Source organism: Pseudoalteromonas luteoviolacea CPMOR-1 (genome assembly GCF_001625685.1).
Classification (GTDB): Bacteria; Pseudomonadota; Gammaproteobacteria; order Enterobacterales; family Alteromonadaceae; genus Pseudoalteromonas; species Pseudoalteromonas luteoviolacea_K.
Genome location: NZ_AUYC01000011.1, coordinates 81,901 through 99,088, shown reverse-complemented (window position 1 = coordinate 99,088; position 17,188 = coordinate 81,901). Strand labels below are relative to the sequence as shown.

The 17,188-nt window shown below is 44.0% G+C and carries 20 protein-coding genes; all 20 read left to right on the top strand.

Translation table 11 applies throughout. The features are described 5' to 3' along the window. Positions 1-18 precede the first annotated feature (18 nt). The 20 genes from N473_RS01615 (at position 19) to N473_RS01525 (ending at position 16,080) form a co-directional block, all read left to right on the top strand. Positions 19-984, top strand: coding sequence for a TauD/TfdA family dioxygenase (locus N473_RS01615; protein ID WP_063366432.1), 966 nt, complete (start codon positions 19-21; stop codon positions 982-984). 87 nt (positions 985-1,071) lie between these two features. Continuing rightward, the gene (locus N473_RS01610; protein ID WP_039607632.1) at positions 1,072-2,442 is read left to right on the top strand and encodes a serine hydrolase domain-containing protein; all 1,371 of its coding nucleotides are present in this window, start codon (positions 1,072-1,074) and stop codon (positions 2,440-2,442) included. A 214-nt stretch (positions 2,443-2,656) separates the two neighbouring features. After that, a complete protein-coding gene (locus tag N473_RS01605) occupies positions 2,657-3,220 on the top strand; it encodes a YcjF family protein (protein WP_039607633.1) in 564 nt (187 codons plus the stop codon). 79 nt (positions 3,221-3,299) lie between these two features. Next, on the top strand, positions 3,300-3,476 hold the full coding sequence (locus N473_RS26450; RefSeq protein WP_196766350.1) for a hypothetical protein: 177 nt from the start codon (positions 3,300-3,302) through the stop codon (positions 3,474-3,476). Between the two features lie 140 nt (positions 3,477-3,616). After that, entirely contained in the window at positions 3,617-5,221 is a 1,605-nt protein-coding gene (locus tag N473_RS01600; RefSeq protein WP_231099501.1) for a cyclic peptide export ABC transporter, read from the top strand. Further along, positions 5,218-6,420 carry a prohibitin family protein gene (locus N473_RS01595; RefSeq protein WP_080760058.1) on the top strand — a complete coding sequence of 401 codons (1,203 nt, stop codon included), beginning with the start codon at positions 5,218-5,220 and terminating at the stop codon, positions 6,418-6,420. The genes N473_RS01600 and N473_RS01595 overlap by 4 nt, the downstream gene beginning before the upstream one ends. Before the next feature lie 490 nt (positions 6,421-6,910). After that, complete coding sequence (locus N473_RS01590; RefSeq protein WP_081220886.1) at positions 6,911-8,173, top strand: AAA family ATPase; 1,263 nt, start codon at positions 6,911-6,913, stop codon at positions 8,171-8,173. 111 nt (positions 8,174-8,284) lie between these two features. After that, a complete protein-coding gene (locus N473_RS01585; protein ID WP_063366430.1) occupies positions 8,285-9,502 on the top strand; it encodes an AraC family transcriptional regulator in 1,218 nt (405 codons plus the stop codon). A gap of 231 nt (positions 9,503-9,733) precedes the next feature. Continuing rightward, on the top strand, positions 9,734-10,033 hold the full coding sequence (locus tag N473_RS01580; protein ID WP_039607636.1) for a RebB family R body protein: 300 nt from the start codon (positions 9,734-9,736) through the stop codon (positions 10,031-10,033). Positions 10,034-10,159: 126 nt separating this feature from the next. Next, positions 10,160-10,426: a RebB family R body protein gene (locus tag N473_RS01575; RefSeq protein ID WP_010380819.1), complete on the top strand. Its 267-nt coding sequence runs from the start codon at positions 10,160-10,162 to the stop codon at positions 10,424-10,426. Positions 10,427-10,497: 71 nt separating this feature from the next. Beyond that, complete coding sequence (locus N473_RS01570; protein ID WP_039607637.1) at positions 10,498-10,764, top strand: RebB family R body protein; 267 nt, start codon at positions 10,498-10,500, stop codon at positions 10,762-10,764. A gap of 77 nt (positions 10,765-10,841) precedes the next feature. Next, positions 10,842-11,033 (top strand): RebB family R body protein, encoded by a 192-nt coding sequence (locus N473_RS01565; protein WP_063366429.1) that lies wholly within the window; start codon positions 10,842-10,844, stop codon positions 11,031-11,033. A 14-nt stretch (positions 11,034-11,047) separates the two neighbouring features. Then, positions 11,048-11,383: a RebB family R body protein gene (locus tag N473_RS01560; RefSeq protein WP_063366428.1), complete on the top strand. Its 336-nt coding sequence runs from the start codon at positions 11,048-11,050 to the stop codon at positions 11,381-11,383. A 41-nt stretch (positions 11,384-11,424) separates the two neighbouring features. Further along, complete coding sequence (locus N473_RS01555) at positions 11,425-11,784, top strand: hypothetical protein (RefSeq protein ID WP_063361284.1); 360 nt, start codon at positions 11,425-11,427, stop codon at positions 11,782-11,784. A 40-nt stretch (positions 11,785-11,824) separates the two neighbouring features. After that, the gene (locus tag N473_RS01550; protein ID WP_063366427.1) at positions 11,825-12,832 is read left to right on the top strand and encodes a hypothetical protein; all 1,008 of its coding nucleotides are present in this window, start codon (positions 11,825-11,827) and stop codon (positions 12,830-12,832) included. A 14-nt stretch (positions 12,833-12,846) separates the two neighbouring features. Further along, a complete protein-coding gene (locus N473_RS01545) occupies positions 12,847-13,332 on the top strand; it encodes a hypothetical protein (protein ID WP_063366426.1) in 486 nt (161 codons plus the stop codon). Between the two features lie 37 nt (positions 13,333-13,369). Beyond that, a complete protein-coding gene (locus tag N473_RS01540; RefSeq protein ID WP_063366425.1) occupies positions 13,370-14,803 on the top strand; it encodes a hypothetical protein in 1,434 nt (477 codons plus the stop codon). Positions 14,804-14,830: 27 nt separating this feature from the next. Further along, on the top strand, positions 14,831-15,088 hold the full coding sequence (locus N473_RS01535; RefSeq protein ID WP_063366424.1) for a hypothetical protein: 258 nt from the start codon (positions 14,831-14,833) through the stop codon (positions 15,086-15,088). 176 nt (positions 15,089-15,264) lie between these two features. Further along, positions 15,265-15,702: a DUF4157 domain-containing protein gene (locus N473_RS01530; protein ID WP_063366423.1), complete on the top strand. Its 438-nt coding sequence runs from the start codon at positions 15,265-15,267 to the stop codon at positions 15,700-15,702. Positions 15,703-15,738: 36 nt separating this feature from the next. Next, complete coding sequence (locus N473_RS01525; protein ID WP_063366422.1) at positions 15,739-16,080, top strand: hypothetical protein; 342 nt, start codon at positions 15,739-15,741, stop codon at positions 16,078-16,080. The last annotated feature ends 1,108 nt before the right edge of the window (positions 16,081-17,188 follow it).

The following is a 17,188-nucleotide window of genomic DNA, read 5'->3' as shown; positions in this document are numbered from 1 at the left end:
GTTAAGGATGGGAATAGAATGGATCAGTTACTAGCGCTCGACAAAGAGGACACGAGGACCGAGTTGGATAGTTTTGTGCATGATCTTTCAGCGCAAAAGCAAAGTGGTTTGGCTTGGGTTAAAAGCCATATTAAAGAAATTAATGAGTGGGTAGATAGAGATGGCGTGGCCTTGCTGCGCGGCTTGAATATTGCGAGCACCCATCAGTTCAGCACGATTTTGGAGGCAATTTTTGGCGAGCAACTCAGCCAGTATATTTATCGCTCCTCACCACGCACTGCACTGAGAAACAACATTTATACGACCACGGAGTATCATGCTGATCAGGTTATTTTGCAGCACAACGAAAATGCCTACTCCAACTGTTGGCCAATGCGTATGGGATTTTTCTGTGTGGTCCCTGCAAAAACAGGTGGTAATACGCCGCTGGCAGACAGCCGCTTAGTGTATCAGCAATTACCTTTGGCGCTTCGGGAGAAATTTGAAAAGTTGGGTGTGATGTATGTACGCAACTATGGCGATATTGACCTGCCATGGCAGGAAGTATTTCAAACTCAGAATAAAGAGGAAGTTGAAGCGTATTGCTGGAAAAACGACATTATTTTTGAGTGGAAGTCTGATAACCACTTGCAGACCAAGCAAATCCGTCCTGCGGTTGCGACTCATCCGCAAACGGGTGAAAAGGTTTGGTTTAATCAGGCGCATTTATTTCACTGCTCAAGCATCGACAATCAGTTACCTGAGTCAATGCGAGAAAGTATTGGGCTAGAAAATTTACCGCGCAATGCCTATTACGGAGACGGCAGCGAGATAGCAGCCAGTGATATTGCCATCATCAATGAGGTTTATCGCTCGCTGACTTTTGCTTATCAGTGGCAGCGCAATGACATTATGCTGCTCGACAACATGTTATACACCCATGGTCGAGAAGCATATACGGGCACCAGAAAGGTGCTAGTGGGTATGGCAAAAGCGGCGTACTAATATGGACGTAATTGTCGTACTGAATATGAGTTTTGTTAGTAGTAAAGAAGTTAGCAAAGTAACTGAGCAACGCTAGGGAAACACACAATGAACGGGCTTTATCAGCAACAACTCAAGGTTTTATGCCTATGCTGTATGAGTTTACTTCTGACCTCTTGTTTTAAAAATGGGGTGGCAAAAGATCACACCATTACTGCCGAACAGATAGAAATGTTCGAAGTCACTGTCAAAGACTACTGCGATAAGATGGTATTTTTTGGCAGTATTTACGTTACTTCCGGTGAGGATGTGGTGTACAAGGCCAATTGTGGCCCACAAAATATTCAATATGATGTCGCTAATACGTCAGACTCTAAATATCGAATTGGGTCGAATACCAAAGAGTTTGCCGCGGCAATTTTATTACGCATGTTGGCAGACGAGGATTTAAAAACCAAAACGGTGGGCGATTACCTGCCTTGGTATCCTAAAAACCAATGTGCGGATGTCTCATTACATAACCTGTTGAGCATGTCCTCAGGCATAGATAACTACAGTGATAACCCCGACGTATATCTTGATTGGGGCTGGCGACCGTATTTATACGATGACTCGTTAGATTTAAATGGCCCAGAAGGCTTTGGCAATCGCTTTTGTACTTGCACAGAGCAAGATAACAAACCAAGCTTCGAGCCGGGTTCCAAGTTTACCTACAGCAATTGTAATTACTACCTCATTGGTAACATCATTGAACAGTTAGCCGCAGGTAAGCAAGGTCAAATAGACCCAAGCTTCTATTTCAGAAATATCGTTAAAGAGCAAATATTGGACCCACTCAATATGCAAGACAGCGGTGCGTTTAATGCCATTGGCATTTATGAAAATATGACCACCGGCTATGTCTTTGATGAAAATCAATATTTGCCACTCACAACGGGTCGCCCACCAGAAACCGGAGGGCCTGCACCTTATGAAAACATCTTCAAAAACCCGTATAGCAACCCGTTAGTGCTGTATTCCGCTGGCGACATGTATTCCACGGTAAAAGACATGCACAAGTGGGATCAGGGCTTATATGGCGACTTAATCTTAAATGCAGAGCAAAAAGAAATGGCGTTTGCGCCGTACCAAAATACCCAAAGTGATGATGAATGTGAGTACTTTGGCTACGGCTGGTTTGTAACTTATATCGACCCAAATCAGTATGGCAAAGTCGCCGATTGCCCCGATGACCCTAACAGTACCAATTTGAACAAATACGAGAAGTTTTTACAGTACTCAGGCAGTTATCCGTATTCATGGGTGACCAGCTTTTCAAGGCTGTTAGAGCGTGACCAAACCGTGATGGCGTTTAGTAATTACCATAAAACCGGTTATGAGTCTGATTGTATCGCAGAAGAGCTGCGCAACATTATTTTCTATAACGATAGACACCGTACTGAGCAATGCCAAGGTGTGCTTGATGGCACGGTGAATTAGTACCAGTAACAAAATGAGTAAAAGGCTGCCTGCATTAGAGTGTTGGGTGAAGTGTGTCTCTGTACTTTTGTCGGCCTTAATAAGGAATTTCTGCAATTTCGCATGGAATTGCAGTGATAAGGGCAAGTAAATGCAAAGTTTAATGATGTTTAAACACTTCGCATGAACTTGGTGGGTTCACAACTGTTTAAATCTACATCATAGAGGATGAATTATGACAGCGACAAAAACAGCAAAGGACGACAAGGCAAATGAAGCGAATGCTTCTGCTACGGAGCCGCAAAGCACTGTAGTTCAGGCAGAAGACCGAGCAGCCGTGGCGCAGATCATTGTCGATAAGTACTCTAAATGGTCGTTTGGTTCTGGGTTAATCCCAATTCCAGCGGTTGATTTAGTGGCTTTGACGGGTATCCAAATGAAGATGATTGGTGAAATTGCCAACGTGTATGGCCAATCATACAGCGACAATAAACTGCGTGGCACGGTCAGTGCTGTGATCGGTGGTTCATTTCCGCAAACGCTTGGGGGGGCTGGTTTAAGCAGCTTCTTAAAAGCAGTGCCGGTCATTGGAACATTGAGTGCAATCGCATTTATGCCTGTAGTGTCTGCCGCATCGACGCATGCAGTGGGCAGTACATTTATTCGTCATTTTGAAAATGGTGGCACTTTAATCGACCTTAATCTTTCTAGCATTAAGGGTGATATTGCAGACATTGCAGCGAAATATCGCAAAGATAAGGGTAATGCCAGCACACAACCGAGCAATGCCACTGTGTAACCACAGTGGCTGAACCTTGATAAACCAACAGGTTAACTGTTGGTTTATTTCTCAACATTGGGCTTTTGAGGAGGTCATTATGATAGTGGCATTGTATTTGGTGTTATGTATTTTATCTGGCTATTGGGGACGTAATACGTTTGCGGGGCCGGTGGGCTTTTTTCTGATTTCTTTATTTTTGACGCCGATAGTGAGCTTGTTGATATTACTGCTTACTCAAGATCGTAACCCACAGCAAGAAAGTGAGGAAGACTAGCTTTAATTCATATTAAGTGCGCTTGGCGATAATTGTCGCTGTAAGGCTATTTAGCCGATAACAAAAATGATAAGAAAATCAAAATGGTATTATACGATCTGATCAGTCGGAATATAAAAATAAAGAAAAGGACTTTCGTGATGTTGGGCTGCATATCTGGCCTTGCTAATGCGTTAGTCCTTGCCTTGATAAATAACGTGTCGGAGAACATTTCAGATATCCATAAAGAGAACCATATTCTCTATTATCTGGTGTTGTTTATTCTGACCATTTCAATTTATGGTCTGACGCAGCAGAGGCTGATGACCAAAGCTGCTAAAATGGTGGAAAAGGCCATTGATAGACTGCGTGTTGAGTTATTTGAGTGCGTGCGTCATACCGAGCTGTCCACCCTTGAAACCATAGGTAAAGAGCGCATTTTTAATACGCTCAGTAAAGAGTTGCAAACCATTTCGCAGTCCGCGCAATTGTTTGTGATCATTGGTCAGTCAATCAGCTTGGTGTTTTTTACCTCTTTATATATTGCGTGGCACTCATTTGTGGCGTTTTTGGTTATCTCCATTTTAATTTTAATGGGGGCCAGCATTCATCGGCTGCGCGCCAACGAAATTCAACGCAACATGCAGCTGTCATTTGAGAGCGAAAACAAGCTGATCCAACGCTTATCTGACTTGTTAGATGGCTTTAAAGAAGTGAAACTGAGCGTACCGCGAGCCGATGACTTAGAACATGAATTTGTTATGGACTCAGCGCGAGCTAAAAAAGCCAAAACTACCACACAAACCTTATTTGCCACTGATTTTGTGCTCTCGCAAATCACTTTTTTTGCCGCCACAGGGGCCATGGTGTTTATCGTGCCTAGCCTGTCTCATGTATACACAGATGTGGTGATCAAAGTCACTACGGCGTCACTGTTTTTAATTGGTCCCATTACCAGTATTGTGGGCGGGATCCCAATTTACACCACTGCAACGGAAGCGGCGCAAAACGTACTGACTTTGGAAGAAGATCTCAAACGTGCCAAAGTGGATAATTCAAACTTAGATACCGAGCACTTTTCCTATGTGCATAATTTTGATGAGCTGAAACTAGAAGGGGCTTATTACCAGCATGGCCAAAAAGGTGGTGACAGGCCGTTTTTTGTTGGTCCTGTGGATTTGAGCTTGAAGCGCGGGCAGGTCACCTTTATCACCGGTGGTAATGGTAGCGGTAAAACCACATTTATCCGTATGTTAACTGGGTTGTATGAACTACAAGGCGGGCAAATATTAGTTGATGACCAACCTATTACAGATAACCTCAAAGAAGCTTATCGCAGCTTATTTACGGCGGTGTTCGCAGACTTTCATTTATTCAAACAGCTTTATGGTATTCACCATACTAGCCAAGAAGAAATTGATGATTGGTTAGCGTTTTTAGAGATGAACACCAAGGTCAAAGTGGTGGATGGGGAGTTCAGTAGCATTGACCTATCGTCCGGTCAGCGCAAGCGACTGGCACTTTTGAGCACCATTTTAGAAAACCGACCTATTTATATCTTTGATGAGTGGGCGGCGGATCAGGACCCTATTTTTAGGCGTAAGTTTTATGAGCAGGTGCTGCCAAAACTTAAAGCTCGCGGTAACACCGTCATTGCCATCACCCATGATGATGCGTATTTCCATTTGGCCGATGTGCACTTAAAAATGGTCGAAGGACAGTTAATGGAACACCATGAAGTTGAGGGTAAAGGAGTAACATCATGAACATCATTCTCCCTTCTGATATCACGCTGACGATTATAATTAGCGCCATCTTGGCGATAATATTGTCGAATATTCTGATGCGCTTGCTGAAGCGTTATCAACCTAAGTTGAGACGACGCATTTTATCTTGGCGCTTTCGCGCAGGGTTGACCTTGTTGATTGCGATCTTTTTGGTGATTGCGCTCATTCCAGTGATTTTTATTAAGGTCGACTCGGGTGAAGTAGGCGTGCTTTGGAAGCGTTTTGGTGGCGGTACCTATTTGGATGCGCCATTACATGAAGGCACAGTATTGGTGTTTCCATGGGATACGCTCACCATTTATTCTAGCCGCTACCAAACTGCGCATACCAATGTGTATGCCATCACTAATGAGGGCTTGCGGATCACTCTAGATATTACGGTACGTTATCGTCCTGAAGTAGACTTTATCCCCTATTTGCACAAGTTAGTCGGACCAGATTATGTCGATGAAATCATTCTCCCAGAAGTGAGCTCTGGGGTGCGCATGATTGTATCGCAATATGATGCTGAACAAGTGTACGGCAACCAGCGCAAAGAGGTGCAAGAAGAATTACTTGGACAAGTGCTCAATGAACTGGAACTAAAAGAAAAGTCGATGCTACGCCAAGAGGCGCAAAAAATGGCGGGCCACCACTTGGTGAACTTGGATGATGTGCTGATCAAGCGCGTTGATTTACCTGACAAAGTACACAGTGCGATCATTTCCAAAGTGAATCAAAACTACATTTTGGAAGAGTACAAAATGCGTGTTGAAGTCGCGAAAAAAGAAGCGCTGCGTAAAGAGGAAGAAGCCAAAGGTATCGCCCTTTTTCAAGAAATGGTCAGCGATGGTATTTCTGAGGCCTATCTTAAATGGCGCGGTATTGAAGCCACCATCGAGCTGGCAAAATCGAATAATGCCAAAGTGGTGGTGATTGGCAGTGGCAAAGATGGCCTACCGTTAATTTTAAATACAGAGAGTAGTCTGACACCGCAAAACAGCAGCTTTAAAGAAACCCACAAGCCTGGTGAGCTAAAAGCAGAGCTGGAAGCCTCAGGAGAAATACGCGATAAAGACGACTATTTAAATAGCGTCGATAAGTATGGCCACAAGTTAAAACCGGATCTTCGCCAACCCGATAAAACCCTAACGGATAGATCGCTGCAAACCGGCGAACCCATGGAATATTTAAAGTAGAGACTAAAGCGCCTCTGGTAAAACAGGGGCGTTTTTTTTGATAAATGTGAATTGATCTCTACGTGTTATTTTAAGCAATAAATATCACCTTGTTAGGCGCTTATTGCTATCTCATCACATAACGCAATTTTCAAAGATGATAAGCTTCATTTTATTCATATTTATGTCATATAGATGTCAATACTTGTAGGTTCACTCGTCCAGTTATAGCCCTGTAATAACGCGTAATACAAATGTTGTTAACATATCTGCAAAATGGATTTTGTCGATATAACGAACAAAGCAAACAGTACTTTCAACCATTTATTATCATTATTTAAAGGAGTAACTATGAGTGTTTCTAGCAACGGCAGAGTTGCATTAAATAAGACAGTATTACGTTTACTGAGAAAAAAAAGCCCTTAGTCGAGAGCAGCTTGCTGAAGAGTGTGCAAGCCGTCGGTTACCTGTTTCAGTTTCGACAATAAAAAGGGCTGAAGCTGGCAAGCAGGTGTTATGTCGCACCATTAAAAGCTTGGCCAGTTATTTTGAGGTCAGTATTGATACCTTACTTCAAGATACTGACACACCGCCTTGGGTTTATAGCCACTTGATCAAAGATATGCCGCTCCCTTGCTTTGGCAGAGAGTGGGAGTTACAACAGTTCCACACAGTTTTAAATCAAGCAATTAAACATGTAGCGTTACAGACTATTTATCTGCAAGGAATGACGGGGGCTGGTAAAACCGCATTGTTGAATACCTTTATAGCCCAGCTCAGGGCAGCAAATCAATCGAGTCTTTATTTCTTATGTCCAACTCACTCACTGAAAAACCAAGGCGGTTCAGCCATTGCCAGTTTAGTACGTGCCTTGTTATCGATTAGTAAAGACACCTCTTATGCTGCGATTGAGAGTAAGGTCAACACAGTTGCTACTGGGCCTTTGAGTATTCTGCGCTTATATCAGTGGTTGGGGATCGCGTTAAATGAACATCAATCACAGGCACTGGACGTACTTTGTGCGGTGCGTCAGCAGCAACTTGACGCGCAGTTGATACAGCAATTGTTACGCTATATTGCCCATAAAGGCATCGTGAGTATGGTCATTGATGATGCACATAATTTAACTGCTAAAGAACTGTACTTTGTCAGTCAACTTGCCCAAAGTGACTGCCCACAACCTATGCTACTCATTATTTCGGCGCAGCAAAAAAGGTTTTTTGTACAACCACCAAGCTGGCTTACCCGCGCCCATTCCATTGCAGTGAAACCACTGGATAAGCAGTCGATGCATCAGCTTGCAAATTACATCCTTAGAAGCCAAGGCGTGTTAGTCGCAAGTCAACAAAGACGGGCCATCGCTGCGATTGAGCGCGCTGAAGGCAACCCTTCTTTTTTAAAACAATTACTCTGTGATGACTATCCACCGACAGAAGTCCCTGACACATTGCAATTACTGGCTCGAAGTAGCCTCAATAATATGCCTTGCGACGTGGCCAAAACGTTGAAATTTGCCGCCAGTCTTGGTCAGTATTTTGATACCCAGCAGTTACAGTCATTTAATGAATACCATGAAATTCGAGCCCCACTGTGTGTGCTGCATAAAATGCTGTGCAGTGGACTGATCAGGCAAAATGAGGATCGCTTTAGTTTTGTGCACCCTTTGATCCAAGAAGCGCTCAAAAGCCTCGTACATGAAACAGAGTTTAGTTGGTATATCTCTGGCTCGTTTGGTCATATTCAGGGCAAGACAGAGCAAGTGACCCGTATCTGACCCAATATTAGGGAGCGTAAAAAAATATCTTTTCCTTGACCACACGGCATGCCATTCAGTACGCGGTTGAATGCGCATGTTTTCTGTACTTTGAGAAAACAAGGAAAAACCATGTCTACAGTTTTAAAATTAACACCCGCCGTACAACCTTGGATTGGTACGAGTGATGCATTGTTTAAATTAAATCAGCAGATAAACCAACTTGCCCATTGTAACTTGCCTGTTCACATCATTGGCGAGCCAGGCAGTGGAAAGCATCTCGCTGCGTGTCACCTGCACAATTTAGGGAAAGCCAGCTCTGAGTCACTGATTGTCTCGAACGTCGCTAATTGGAGGGAACATTGTGCAGCGGCTCAGTTGGAACAGCTCATTGCACAAACACAAAATGGCTCACTTTATCTGAAAAACATAGATATGCTCAGTTCAGCGCAAGCGGAATCGGTTAAAGACTACTGGCTCAATATATCAACAGAGTATCCTACTTTACGATTGATCACGTCTACCACGCGTGAAAAGCAAGCTGAGGCATTAGGACAAAGTCAGCAGCATTCATTTTTGAGTTGGTTACATTATCATTGTCTTGAACTCTGTGTGCCTTCTCTACATGAACGCAAAGAAGACATCGACGCACTGGTTAAGCATTATCGTGGGGCTTGTCAGCACATTGCGGATTTGCAGCTTCACCCCCAGGCATTAGAGATATTGAAAGCGTACAACTGGCCGCATAATGTGAAACAACTGAAGCGTTGTTTAGATAAACTGTCTTTTTTGAGCAATCAGCAAGCGGTGTCTAGTCAGACCTTGCTCAGCATTTTTCCTGCAATGCATACTGAGGCCACGCCAAATCCGATGGCGATGCATGTTTTAAAACCTGTCGAGCCGAGCTTGACCGAAGAAGTGCAGTCGCTAATTCAATGTAATGATGAACATGACTTGCTTGTTGCAGAGCAAAGGGGAGAGGCCATAGCTGCCACACCGGCTACGCCGCATCCTCATAAATCCCACCCAGCCCTTATTCGCGCCTTACAATTTGTCGATAAAAACTTTGAAAAGCCACTGAGTTTAAGTGAAGTGGCCAGTTATGCCTGTGTGAGCCCTTCACATTTGTCTTTTTTGTTCAAACGTTTTGTTGGTCAGTCATTTAAGCAAACCTTGCTGCGAATTAGGATCAAAAGAGCGATGGTGTTATTGCGTGAAGACCCTTATAGCCAAGTCACCGAGGTCTGCGATGATGTCGGCTTTTCTGATTTAAGCTTTTTTGTGAGGAAATTTAAGTCGGTGGTTGGGGTGAGCCCCGGTGTATATCGTGATCAACGGACAAAACACTAACTTAGCATCAAGGTGCATGCTGATTTCACCGATAGATATCAGCATGCAGCGGTTTAGATATATTTACCAATTAGTCGCTTTATTATACCAACCACTTTAAGCAGTACTGCCAATTCTCACCTTGCTAGATTTCTTATACTGACCTCAGTGTTTAGGCGATGACGCAAAGATATATGCGCTGAACACCACATATGTTTTTTATTCTAAAACTTAAAGCAAATAGGTGAAATTATGGCATTTCCAACAGCAGTTAACGATCAAATTACTGATTCCGTCACACAAGCCAATGTAAAAGTGCTGGGCGATGCGCCCGCGATGTCCATGGGCAACCTGTTTCAGGCGACCTCTCAAGCGCTAGCAAACGCAGCACACAATGCAACATCTGCGCAGCAACAGTCAGCAATGACAGCGCAAGCGGCTACAACGATGGGCGTCACAACGCTGTACTCGATTGATACTGCAACAACAGGCATTGCAACCAAACGTATTCTTCAGCCACAAAAACAGCCAGTTGCTGGGTTAGGTAACTAAGGTGTTTTATGCGTGTTTGCTCTGGAAAGACCTTGAATCGATGAATGAGCAAATATGGCGCAAGCCCCAAAGTATTAAGCTGACAACAATTAGGCTGAATTTGTAAACAACCATAAGGACGACACGATGGCTTTTCCAACCGCAGTGAACAGTCAAATAACCGACTCTGTAACACAAGCCAATGTACAGGTGCTAGGCGATGCGCCGTCTATTGCTATGGGTAACCTGTTTCAGGCGACCTCACAGGCGCTGGCGAACGCAGCCCATAATGCAACTGCTGCACAGCAACAAGCAAATATTACCGCGCAAGCGGTAACCACAATGGGCGTAAATATTCTTTACTCCATTGACACTGCAACGACTGGTGTTGCGACCAGCAAAATTTTTGCGTAGCGGTCTCTACTCAGTCTTAAACAATCAGGCGATGACGCCTATTTATTAAAAACTTTAAAAGGAAAATAGTTATGGCATTTCCAACCGCTGTAAATAGTCAAATTACCGATTCAGTTTCACAAGTAAATACTAAAGTTCTGGGTGATGCGCCAGCTATCGCAACCGGTAACTTTATGATTGCAACCAGTCAGGCGCTGTCTAATGCGGCACACAATGCGACTTCTGGTCAGCAAAATAGCTCAGTCACAGCACAAGCTGCGCTTGTTCAAGGCGTAGATACGTTGCTTGGCATTAATACGGCCACGACAGCGGAAGGCATTTCAAAAGTTTTCCGTTAAGCCGGTTTGGGTACTGATACGCTGTATCAGTACCATTTTGGCCGGTTTTAATCCGTAATGAACACAGGAGAAACACCGTGCTTAATACGCTCAATGCACAAACCTTTTCATTGGCTGCTGCATCCACCTCTATGGGTCAATCCATTTCGTTGCTGATGGACAATGCAGTTCAAAATGAAGCGAGAAGTCAAGTTACATCCAGCGCGGCTGTTGCGCAGTGTTGTGCGCTGATGATTTCAGCGGGTGCAGCAGCCATTAAACCAGGGTAAAAAAGGAAGTCTTTATGAGTACTGTAAATGACCAAATTACTGACTCGGTAAACGAAGTGAACACGCTATTGATGGGGTCTGCGCCTGCGCAATCCATAGGCATGCTCAATGTTGCCGCGACAGAAACCATCGGTATGTCCATGTTTAATGCCATTTCAACACAGCAAAATGCGCAAACATCGGCATCGGCAGCCGTGGCAGCAAGCTGTGCAAAAATGCTTCAACAATCATCGCCATTGCCAGAAAAAGCCCCCGCGCCTGATCCGAAGGTAGATGTAGGCCAAATAGAAGCGCTTGTGAAAGAGTTGCTGAAACAGCAAAGCGACCCTAAAGATAAATCAGAATCCTAGGGGCGCATAGAGCATAAGATTAATTAACTAAGGCACAGCATATGAATGAGTTAACAAATGTCGGGCCATCGACACAGACTTCACTGGATATAGTAAATAGTGCCAGTTTGACTGGTGAGTTAAACAAGCTCTCTGGTGCCGGTAAAGCCTATCAATCTGTCTCGCAGTCGACGGCCATTGCAATCCAAGATGCCACAGACAACCTTAGGAATATCAACACAATGGCAACGACAGCTATGGGTGTTGCCATTTCACAGATGTTGGCAACAGGTAAAGTCGATGATTACGCAGGCATTATCGAAGCGGCAAACAAAATGGTTGAAAATGGCACCAAAAACTTTGGCGAAGTAGGTAGCTCAGCAAGTAATTTGCTAGATAAGTTTCCAAGTGGTGGTAGCTAGATAAACGTCGGCAAATGACGCGTCGGCTAAAGAGGCAATTATGACAATCATAGTGAACAACAAAGAGATTGAGCAATTGGAGCAGTTTTCTGACAAAACACAGACCCTGATCCAATTTCTTAATCAAGGTGCGCACAGCACTGATGCACTTATACAACAAAGTGAAGTAATGACCTTCACTTCAGAAGCGCAGTTTATCGAGCAGCTTTACTTGGGGCTGATGAATTCAACGCTGCTCTATTTACATCAAATCCCTTTGTCTGTTGATATCAAAAAGTTACTTGAGCTTAGTACCAATGATCTCAGAGACTTGGCGACATTCAGTAATCGGGATTCTGAAACAGATAAGGCGAGGTTGGCGAATATACTGGCTAAATATCGTCTGGTGGACAGTGCTATTTTAAATAAAATTGCGCTGTTTTATCGACGCTATAACCTGAATTACCATGCATTAGGGTGGGGCGCATCGTTTCATGACCAGCTCACGCTGTACAGTATTATCTGTTATTGCGAACAGGCGTATGATCTGTCTAATCAAACAGTGCATCCCGCTTGTCAGTGGGCAACTGAAAAAGCCCAAAACTTGAGTGAGTTTGCACGCTATTTTTGTCTCTATTTGGCTTGGAAAAATGCGAAACAAGGCGGACAAGGCACACCAGATCACCTTGTTGAAACACTCGCACCTGTCGTAAACAATACTTTAGATTCTCCAGTGGTCACCTTTGAGTTGCAAGCCGTTGATCTTCACAATGCCATAAAACAGTGGCATGAGGGAGGAAACAATCTCGGCTTCAGCAGTTTTAGCGCGGGGTTACTCAATATTGTGCTTAACATCGACCTTCAGAGTGACGATCTAGTTAAAGCCGCTAATGAGTATATTAGTGGGCTGCAAACCACGTTGACCAATGCCTTGGCGAGTGACAGTTATATCTGTCAGGCTGGGTTATGTCGTCACTATTTATTCAATTTACATCACAGCGAAGCCTTACTTAACGTGGATGGTCAAGGCTGTTTGAGTTTGTTTAACCACTGGCCAATTGCCGCCTAAAGTAGGGAGTTATCATGGATCCAGCACAACAAAAAAAAGCGGCATGTCAGGCGCTGTCGCAGGTTGTTATGCCGTCGCAGTTAAACTCGATTTTGTCAGACATAGACACCATGTTGGCCACGGCGAGACAGACCATAGATCAGTCATTACAGCAATCGTCGCAACTTGTTGATCAATCACGTCAGCACCTTGCTCGTATCAATCAAGTGCTGGAGAGTGATGCACCTTCAGGTGCGTTATCCGAGGAAAGCGCTGACAATGACGCCACATTGGGCGCGTTTAGCCGTTATCAGGACGCCCAACTTGAGGCGCAAGCACATCACCTTGAAGAGCAAAACGCCCATATGAAACAGGTTTTTACCGAGCAAGAAATGGCGGCACAAAAAAGTGCTCAAGCCGCACAGCAGGCAATGGAAGAGACACTGAAAAACATGGAGCAACAGCTAATACAGCAAAATCAGGACTTTCAAAATGAGGTCATGCAGCGCGGTGCTGAATAGCCCAGTGCATAGCCTTGAATCATAGGAGCCATACGCCATGATCAAAATAGACTTCAAGCCTGTTGATTGGCTGCCGGATGAAAAAGTGAAAACAGCCGCGGCAACTCGGCAAATGCAGGAGTTGGTTGCGCGTTTGGCTGATGCACCTAAATACCACACGCTGACAACGGAAGATCGCAACCAGTTAATTGCAGAAGGGTATGCGCCCGATTTAGTCGACAACTTGGTATTAGTTACGCAAAGAGCCGATGATTTGCCTGATGATACGATAAATACTGGCTTTAATTACGCGGCTTTTGATACGGCATTATTTTCTGCTGAGCACCTTAAAGCCCACTTACAAGGCTTAACTCAGGGCTGTTGTGCCTATTGCGAAAGTTACTTATTGGCGAGTAATGCGGGAAAAGTAGGGCATTTCAGACCTGTAGAATTACTTGAAAAAAGCACCTTATTGCAGCAAAACCAGAGTATTAGCTGCTCACCTTATTATGCACTGGCCTATCAGCAAGAAAATCTAGTGTATGTCTGTGATGGATGCAATGATAAGCACAAAGGTGGTCAATTTCCGCTGATTGGTCAACGATTTCCTCTGATCCGTTTGGAACAAGAGCAGTCGTTGCTGGTCAATCCATACTTGGATGACCCTCGCCAGTATATTCGTTTTGACCCTATAACAGCGCGTGCTTATCCATTTGATTTATTGTGTGCCTATTTGATGGAGACAGATGAGCTCAGCTTCACTGAGGCTGAGACAAAGATCTGGTCCTCCCCTGACTTGCTTGGTTATGCGCCTGGGTTCGAAAACTTACCCGGCTTTTCACTTTGGCTTGAGTCCCTCAGCGAGAAGAAAATCGCTCAGCTTGGCAAAGGCTATACCAGTATTGAGGTACTTGGTTTAAACCGCCCCGAACTTGTGGTTGCGCGGCTCAATACTTTGGGCCAATTACACCTAGCCTACGGGCAATTTAAACAGGGGAAACATGGTGAATTTGACCTGTTTATAGATGCATTACCGACTTTACAATACAGAAGCATGTGCATAGATGTTTTACAGTCATTGCATCATCAGCACAGCACATCGCTTGTATCAGCGAGCGCAGAAAAAGCGCCGCCTTCTCATGAGATATTACCGCATGTGGCTGCCAAAGGAGACGCTTTTGCGAATTGGTTTAAGGCATCATTGCGCTACTGCGTAGAAGAGTCGCAGTTAATGGAAACGCAGCGACGCAACCTCGTCTTTTTGTCTGCAAGAGATAAGCTCTACGGACAAAAGGCCAAAGAGAAGTGCATTTTTTTGCCACTGGATTGGCAACGAGACCAGCATAAACTGATTAAAGTACGTTCTCATCGTAATATTTGGGAGACCTCGTTGTCTGAACTTGCCAGTTCTCGACCAATGGAGCTACTGAACTTGTTTACCCATAACCAGATCTGGGCTGAAGGCCCATTCGACGCACTTCACAGTGCCTAATTTTGTCATTAGTAAGGAAGAACCATCATGACCAGTACATCCGAACAAGAAATTTTAAACGCAGAGCAACAAGCCACAGACGCGGTGGCTCAATCTGACATTGACACCGCAGCACAGTCTACTGGGTATGCGACCTCTACACCCTTTGAGGCAGAAAGAGTCGCAAGGGATGCGGTTGTTGCGGCAGATCAAGCCGTCTATAACCAAGCTTGTAATCCCCCGTCAAGCCCGACCCCAGATCAGGCAGAGCAAATAGCAACACAGGCCGTTGCTGATACCGAATAAACAGAAACTCCCTACCATCTAATACCCGACTAGTTCGGGTATTTTTATGTCACTTTAGAGCCAAATAATCGGTATGTATATTCCATAACTAATACCAACGAGACCCGACTTTATACCAATCACTCACATCATTGTCAGCCTATAGTAAAACCATCACACAAAGATGGAATAACAGCATGGGCTTTAATCAACTTGTGACCAAACCTAGCCGCAGTGCCCAGCCTCAACAACCGAGGTTGGTACAGCGCAGAGGCACATCTGTATCAGGTAAGCGGATGGCGGCGCCGCACAGCCGCTCATTGCCGCCCAGACTCAGGCGCGGCATGGAAAAACTCACCGGTGTGAATCTGGCCAGTGTGAGGGTGCACTATAACTCGCCTAAACCAGCGCTGGTGCAGGCGCATGCGTATGCGCAGGGCAAGGACATTTATTTATCACCTGGGCAAGAGAAACATCTCCCCCATGAGTTGGGGCATATTGCTCAGCAAGCGCTTGGGATGGTAAAGCCCACCACAGAGGTCAATGGTGTGGCGGTCAATGACGACCCAAAACTGGAGCAGCAAGCGACGGATTGGGGTGAGATGGCGCTGCGTTTAGGTGGACAGGGTTGGTGAATATGTTTTTCCGTAACTAAGATGAAAGGGTATAAAATGTACGAAAAAAAGCTGGTTAGATTGAAAGTCAGCCGTCCTCTAGGTAACTCAAAGGTTGGCTCAAATCGAAAAATGACGATATGTAAAGGGCATTTGAGCAAAGGGAAAAGTCCAGTTACGCAGCGCGTTGATTTTCCGCCCGGAATATGGAACGGGCTCATGAGTGCGACGCTTGATGGGATACCATTCTCATTTGGGCATCAAGAAACTGTGCAAGATCTGATCAACAGGGTAGCAGCTATCACTGGGCAGATAATTCGCATAGGGAATGGAAATGGTTTTCCGATCCATGGTAACAATGGACTAATAGACAACTACCACTATCAGATATTGGTTTAAAAAGATATTGACGCAGATTGCATGTTGAAGATGAGTCGTAAGCTTTAGTAGCTAAAGCTTGCATATTCCAAAAGGTTGGCGCGACATAGTTAACCTTTTTTGAAGGCTTGTCCTGCGACTGATGTTTACCAAGCATTGTCTACCTGTGATAAAAAATATATTGAATTTTTCGCATAAGTCAAAGGGGTCATTATCTGCCAATAATCAAAAATGGGTAGTGGGGTATTGGCATTAATACATTATGAATAAGCTGCACTCGATGTAGACTTTCATTAAATGAAGCACTTCAAAACATGCATGCAAACCCAGATACTCACTTGGTATGCTCAAAACCATGGTAATAAACAGGCCATATCAGCCGCCTTTTTGGCGGGACAATATATTCATAGGTTAATTATAAAAAGCACTTGGGTTTTACTACTTCACTGTGAGCATCGCAGTTGCTATCGGCGAATAAGGCATTAATTATAAATAACTTAACATAAAAAATATTCAGTTATTTTTACGCCAAATTAGAGTTAAATAGTGCCGTCTGAATTCCATAACTAATACCAATCAAACCGGATTTTATACCAATCGATTACATCACTGTCAGCCTATAGTAAAACCATTAAGTAAATGACATAGCACCGTGGTGATGTATCAATTTTGGTCAAAATTAGCCATAAGGTTTAGCTACAGTGACATGGGAAATATTATGGGCGTGAATCTGATGAATGTTTAGTTGCACTATAACTTATCAAACCCTTATTGGCGTAGCTTTACGCTTATGTTCAGGGTAAAAATATTTATTTTCAAGGAAGAAATGGTACCTCGGAAGGCCTTATAGAGTAGCTAGGCTAACAATTTGGTTTGGTATTGCTCTGTACGTCTTAAGGTGGGTTTGTTAGACAAGTGAAGCATGCGGAATTTACTAACAAGCACAAATTTACTGACTAATAGTGAGTCTAGTTCTCAAATGTAAGTACAGTCAATACTTGGTCCTTACTGTGAGGTTGAGCGAAAAAAATCATAAATCTTAATGAGGTAATGAAAAATAACCTATGGTCATTTTTTAATCATGTAACAGGCAGTAAAAAGCCTACAACACGGATAAACCCAATTTAGA

What these genes read in the sequence shown, in the direction of transcription:
- N473_RS01570 (WP_039607637.1), top strand. Translation starts at nt 10,498, where the DNA reads ATGGCATTTCCAACCGCTGTAAATAGTCAAATTACCGATTCAGTTTCA.
- N473_RS01555 (WP_063361284.1), top strand. Translation starts at nt 11,425, where the DNA reads ATGAATGAGTTAACAAATGTCGGGCCATCGACACAGACTTCACTGGAT.
- N473_RS01615 (WP_063366432.1), top strand. Translation starts at nt 19, where the DNA reads ATGGATCAGTTACTAGCGCTCGACAAAGAGGACACGAGGACCGAGTTG.
- N473_RS01545 (WP_063366426.1), top strand. Translation starts at nt 12,847, where the DNA reads ATGGATCCAGCACAACAAAAAAAAGCGGCATGTCAGGCGCTGTCGCAG.
- N473_RS01540 (WP_063366425.1), top strand. Translation starts at nt 13,370, where the DNA reads ATGATCAAAATAGACTTCAAGCCTGTTGATTGGCTGCCGGATGAAAAA.
- N473_RS01550 (WP_063366427.1), top strand. Translation starts at nt 11,825, where the DNA reads ATGACAATCATAGTGAACAACAAAGAGATTGAGCAATTGGAGCAGTTT.
- N473_RS01600 (WP_231099501.1), top strand. Translation starts at nt 3,617, where the DNA reads ATGTTGGGCTGCATATCTGGCCTTGCTAATGCGTTAGTCCTTGCCTTG.
- N473_RS01575 (WP_010380819.1), top strand. Translation starts at nt 10,160, where the DNA reads ATGGCTTTTCCAACCGCAGTGAACAGTCAAATAACCGACTCTGTAACA.
- N473_RS01605 (WP_039607633.1), top strand. Translation starts at nt 2,657, where the DNA reads ATGACAGCGACAAAAACAGCAAAGGACGACAAGGCAAATGAAGCGAAT.
- N473_RS01595 (WP_080760058.1), top strand. Translation starts at nt 5,218, where the DNA reads ATGAACATCATTCTCCCTTCTGATATCACGCTGACGATTATAATTAGC.
- N473_RS01530 (WP_063366423.1), top strand. Translation starts at nt 15,265, where the DNA reads ATGGGCTTTAATCAACTTGTGACCAAACCTAGCCGCAGTGCCCAGCCT.
- N473_RS26450 (WP_196766350.1), top strand. Translation starts at nt 3,300, where the DNA reads ATGATAGTGGCATTGTATTTGGTGTTATGTATTTTATCTGGCTATTGG.
- N473_RS01560 (WP_063366428.1), top strand. Translation starts at nt 11,048, where the DNA reads ATGAGTACTGTAAATGACCAAATTACTGACTCGGTAAACGAAGTGAAC.
- N473_RS01610 (WP_039607632.1), top strand. Translation starts at nt 1,072, where the DNA reads ATGAACGGGCTTTATCAGCAACAACTCAAGGTTTTATGCCTATGCTGT.
- N473_RS01585 (WP_063366430.1), top strand. Translation starts at nt 8,285, where the DNA reads ATGTCTACAGTTTTAAAATTAACACCCGCCGTACAACCTTGGATTGGT.
- N473_RS01580 (WP_039607636.1), top strand. Translation starts at nt 9,734, where the DNA reads ATGGCATTTCCAACAGCAGTTAACGATCAAATTACTGATTCCGTCACA.
- N473_RS01535 (WP_063366424.1), top strand. Translation starts at nt 14,831, where the DNA reads ATGACCAGTACATCCGAACAAGAAATTTTAAACGCAGAGCAACAAGCC.
- N473_RS01525 (WP_063366422.1), top strand. Translation starts at nt 15,739, where the DNA reads ATGTACGAAAAAAAGCTGGTTAGATTGAAAGTCAGCCGTCCTCTAGGT.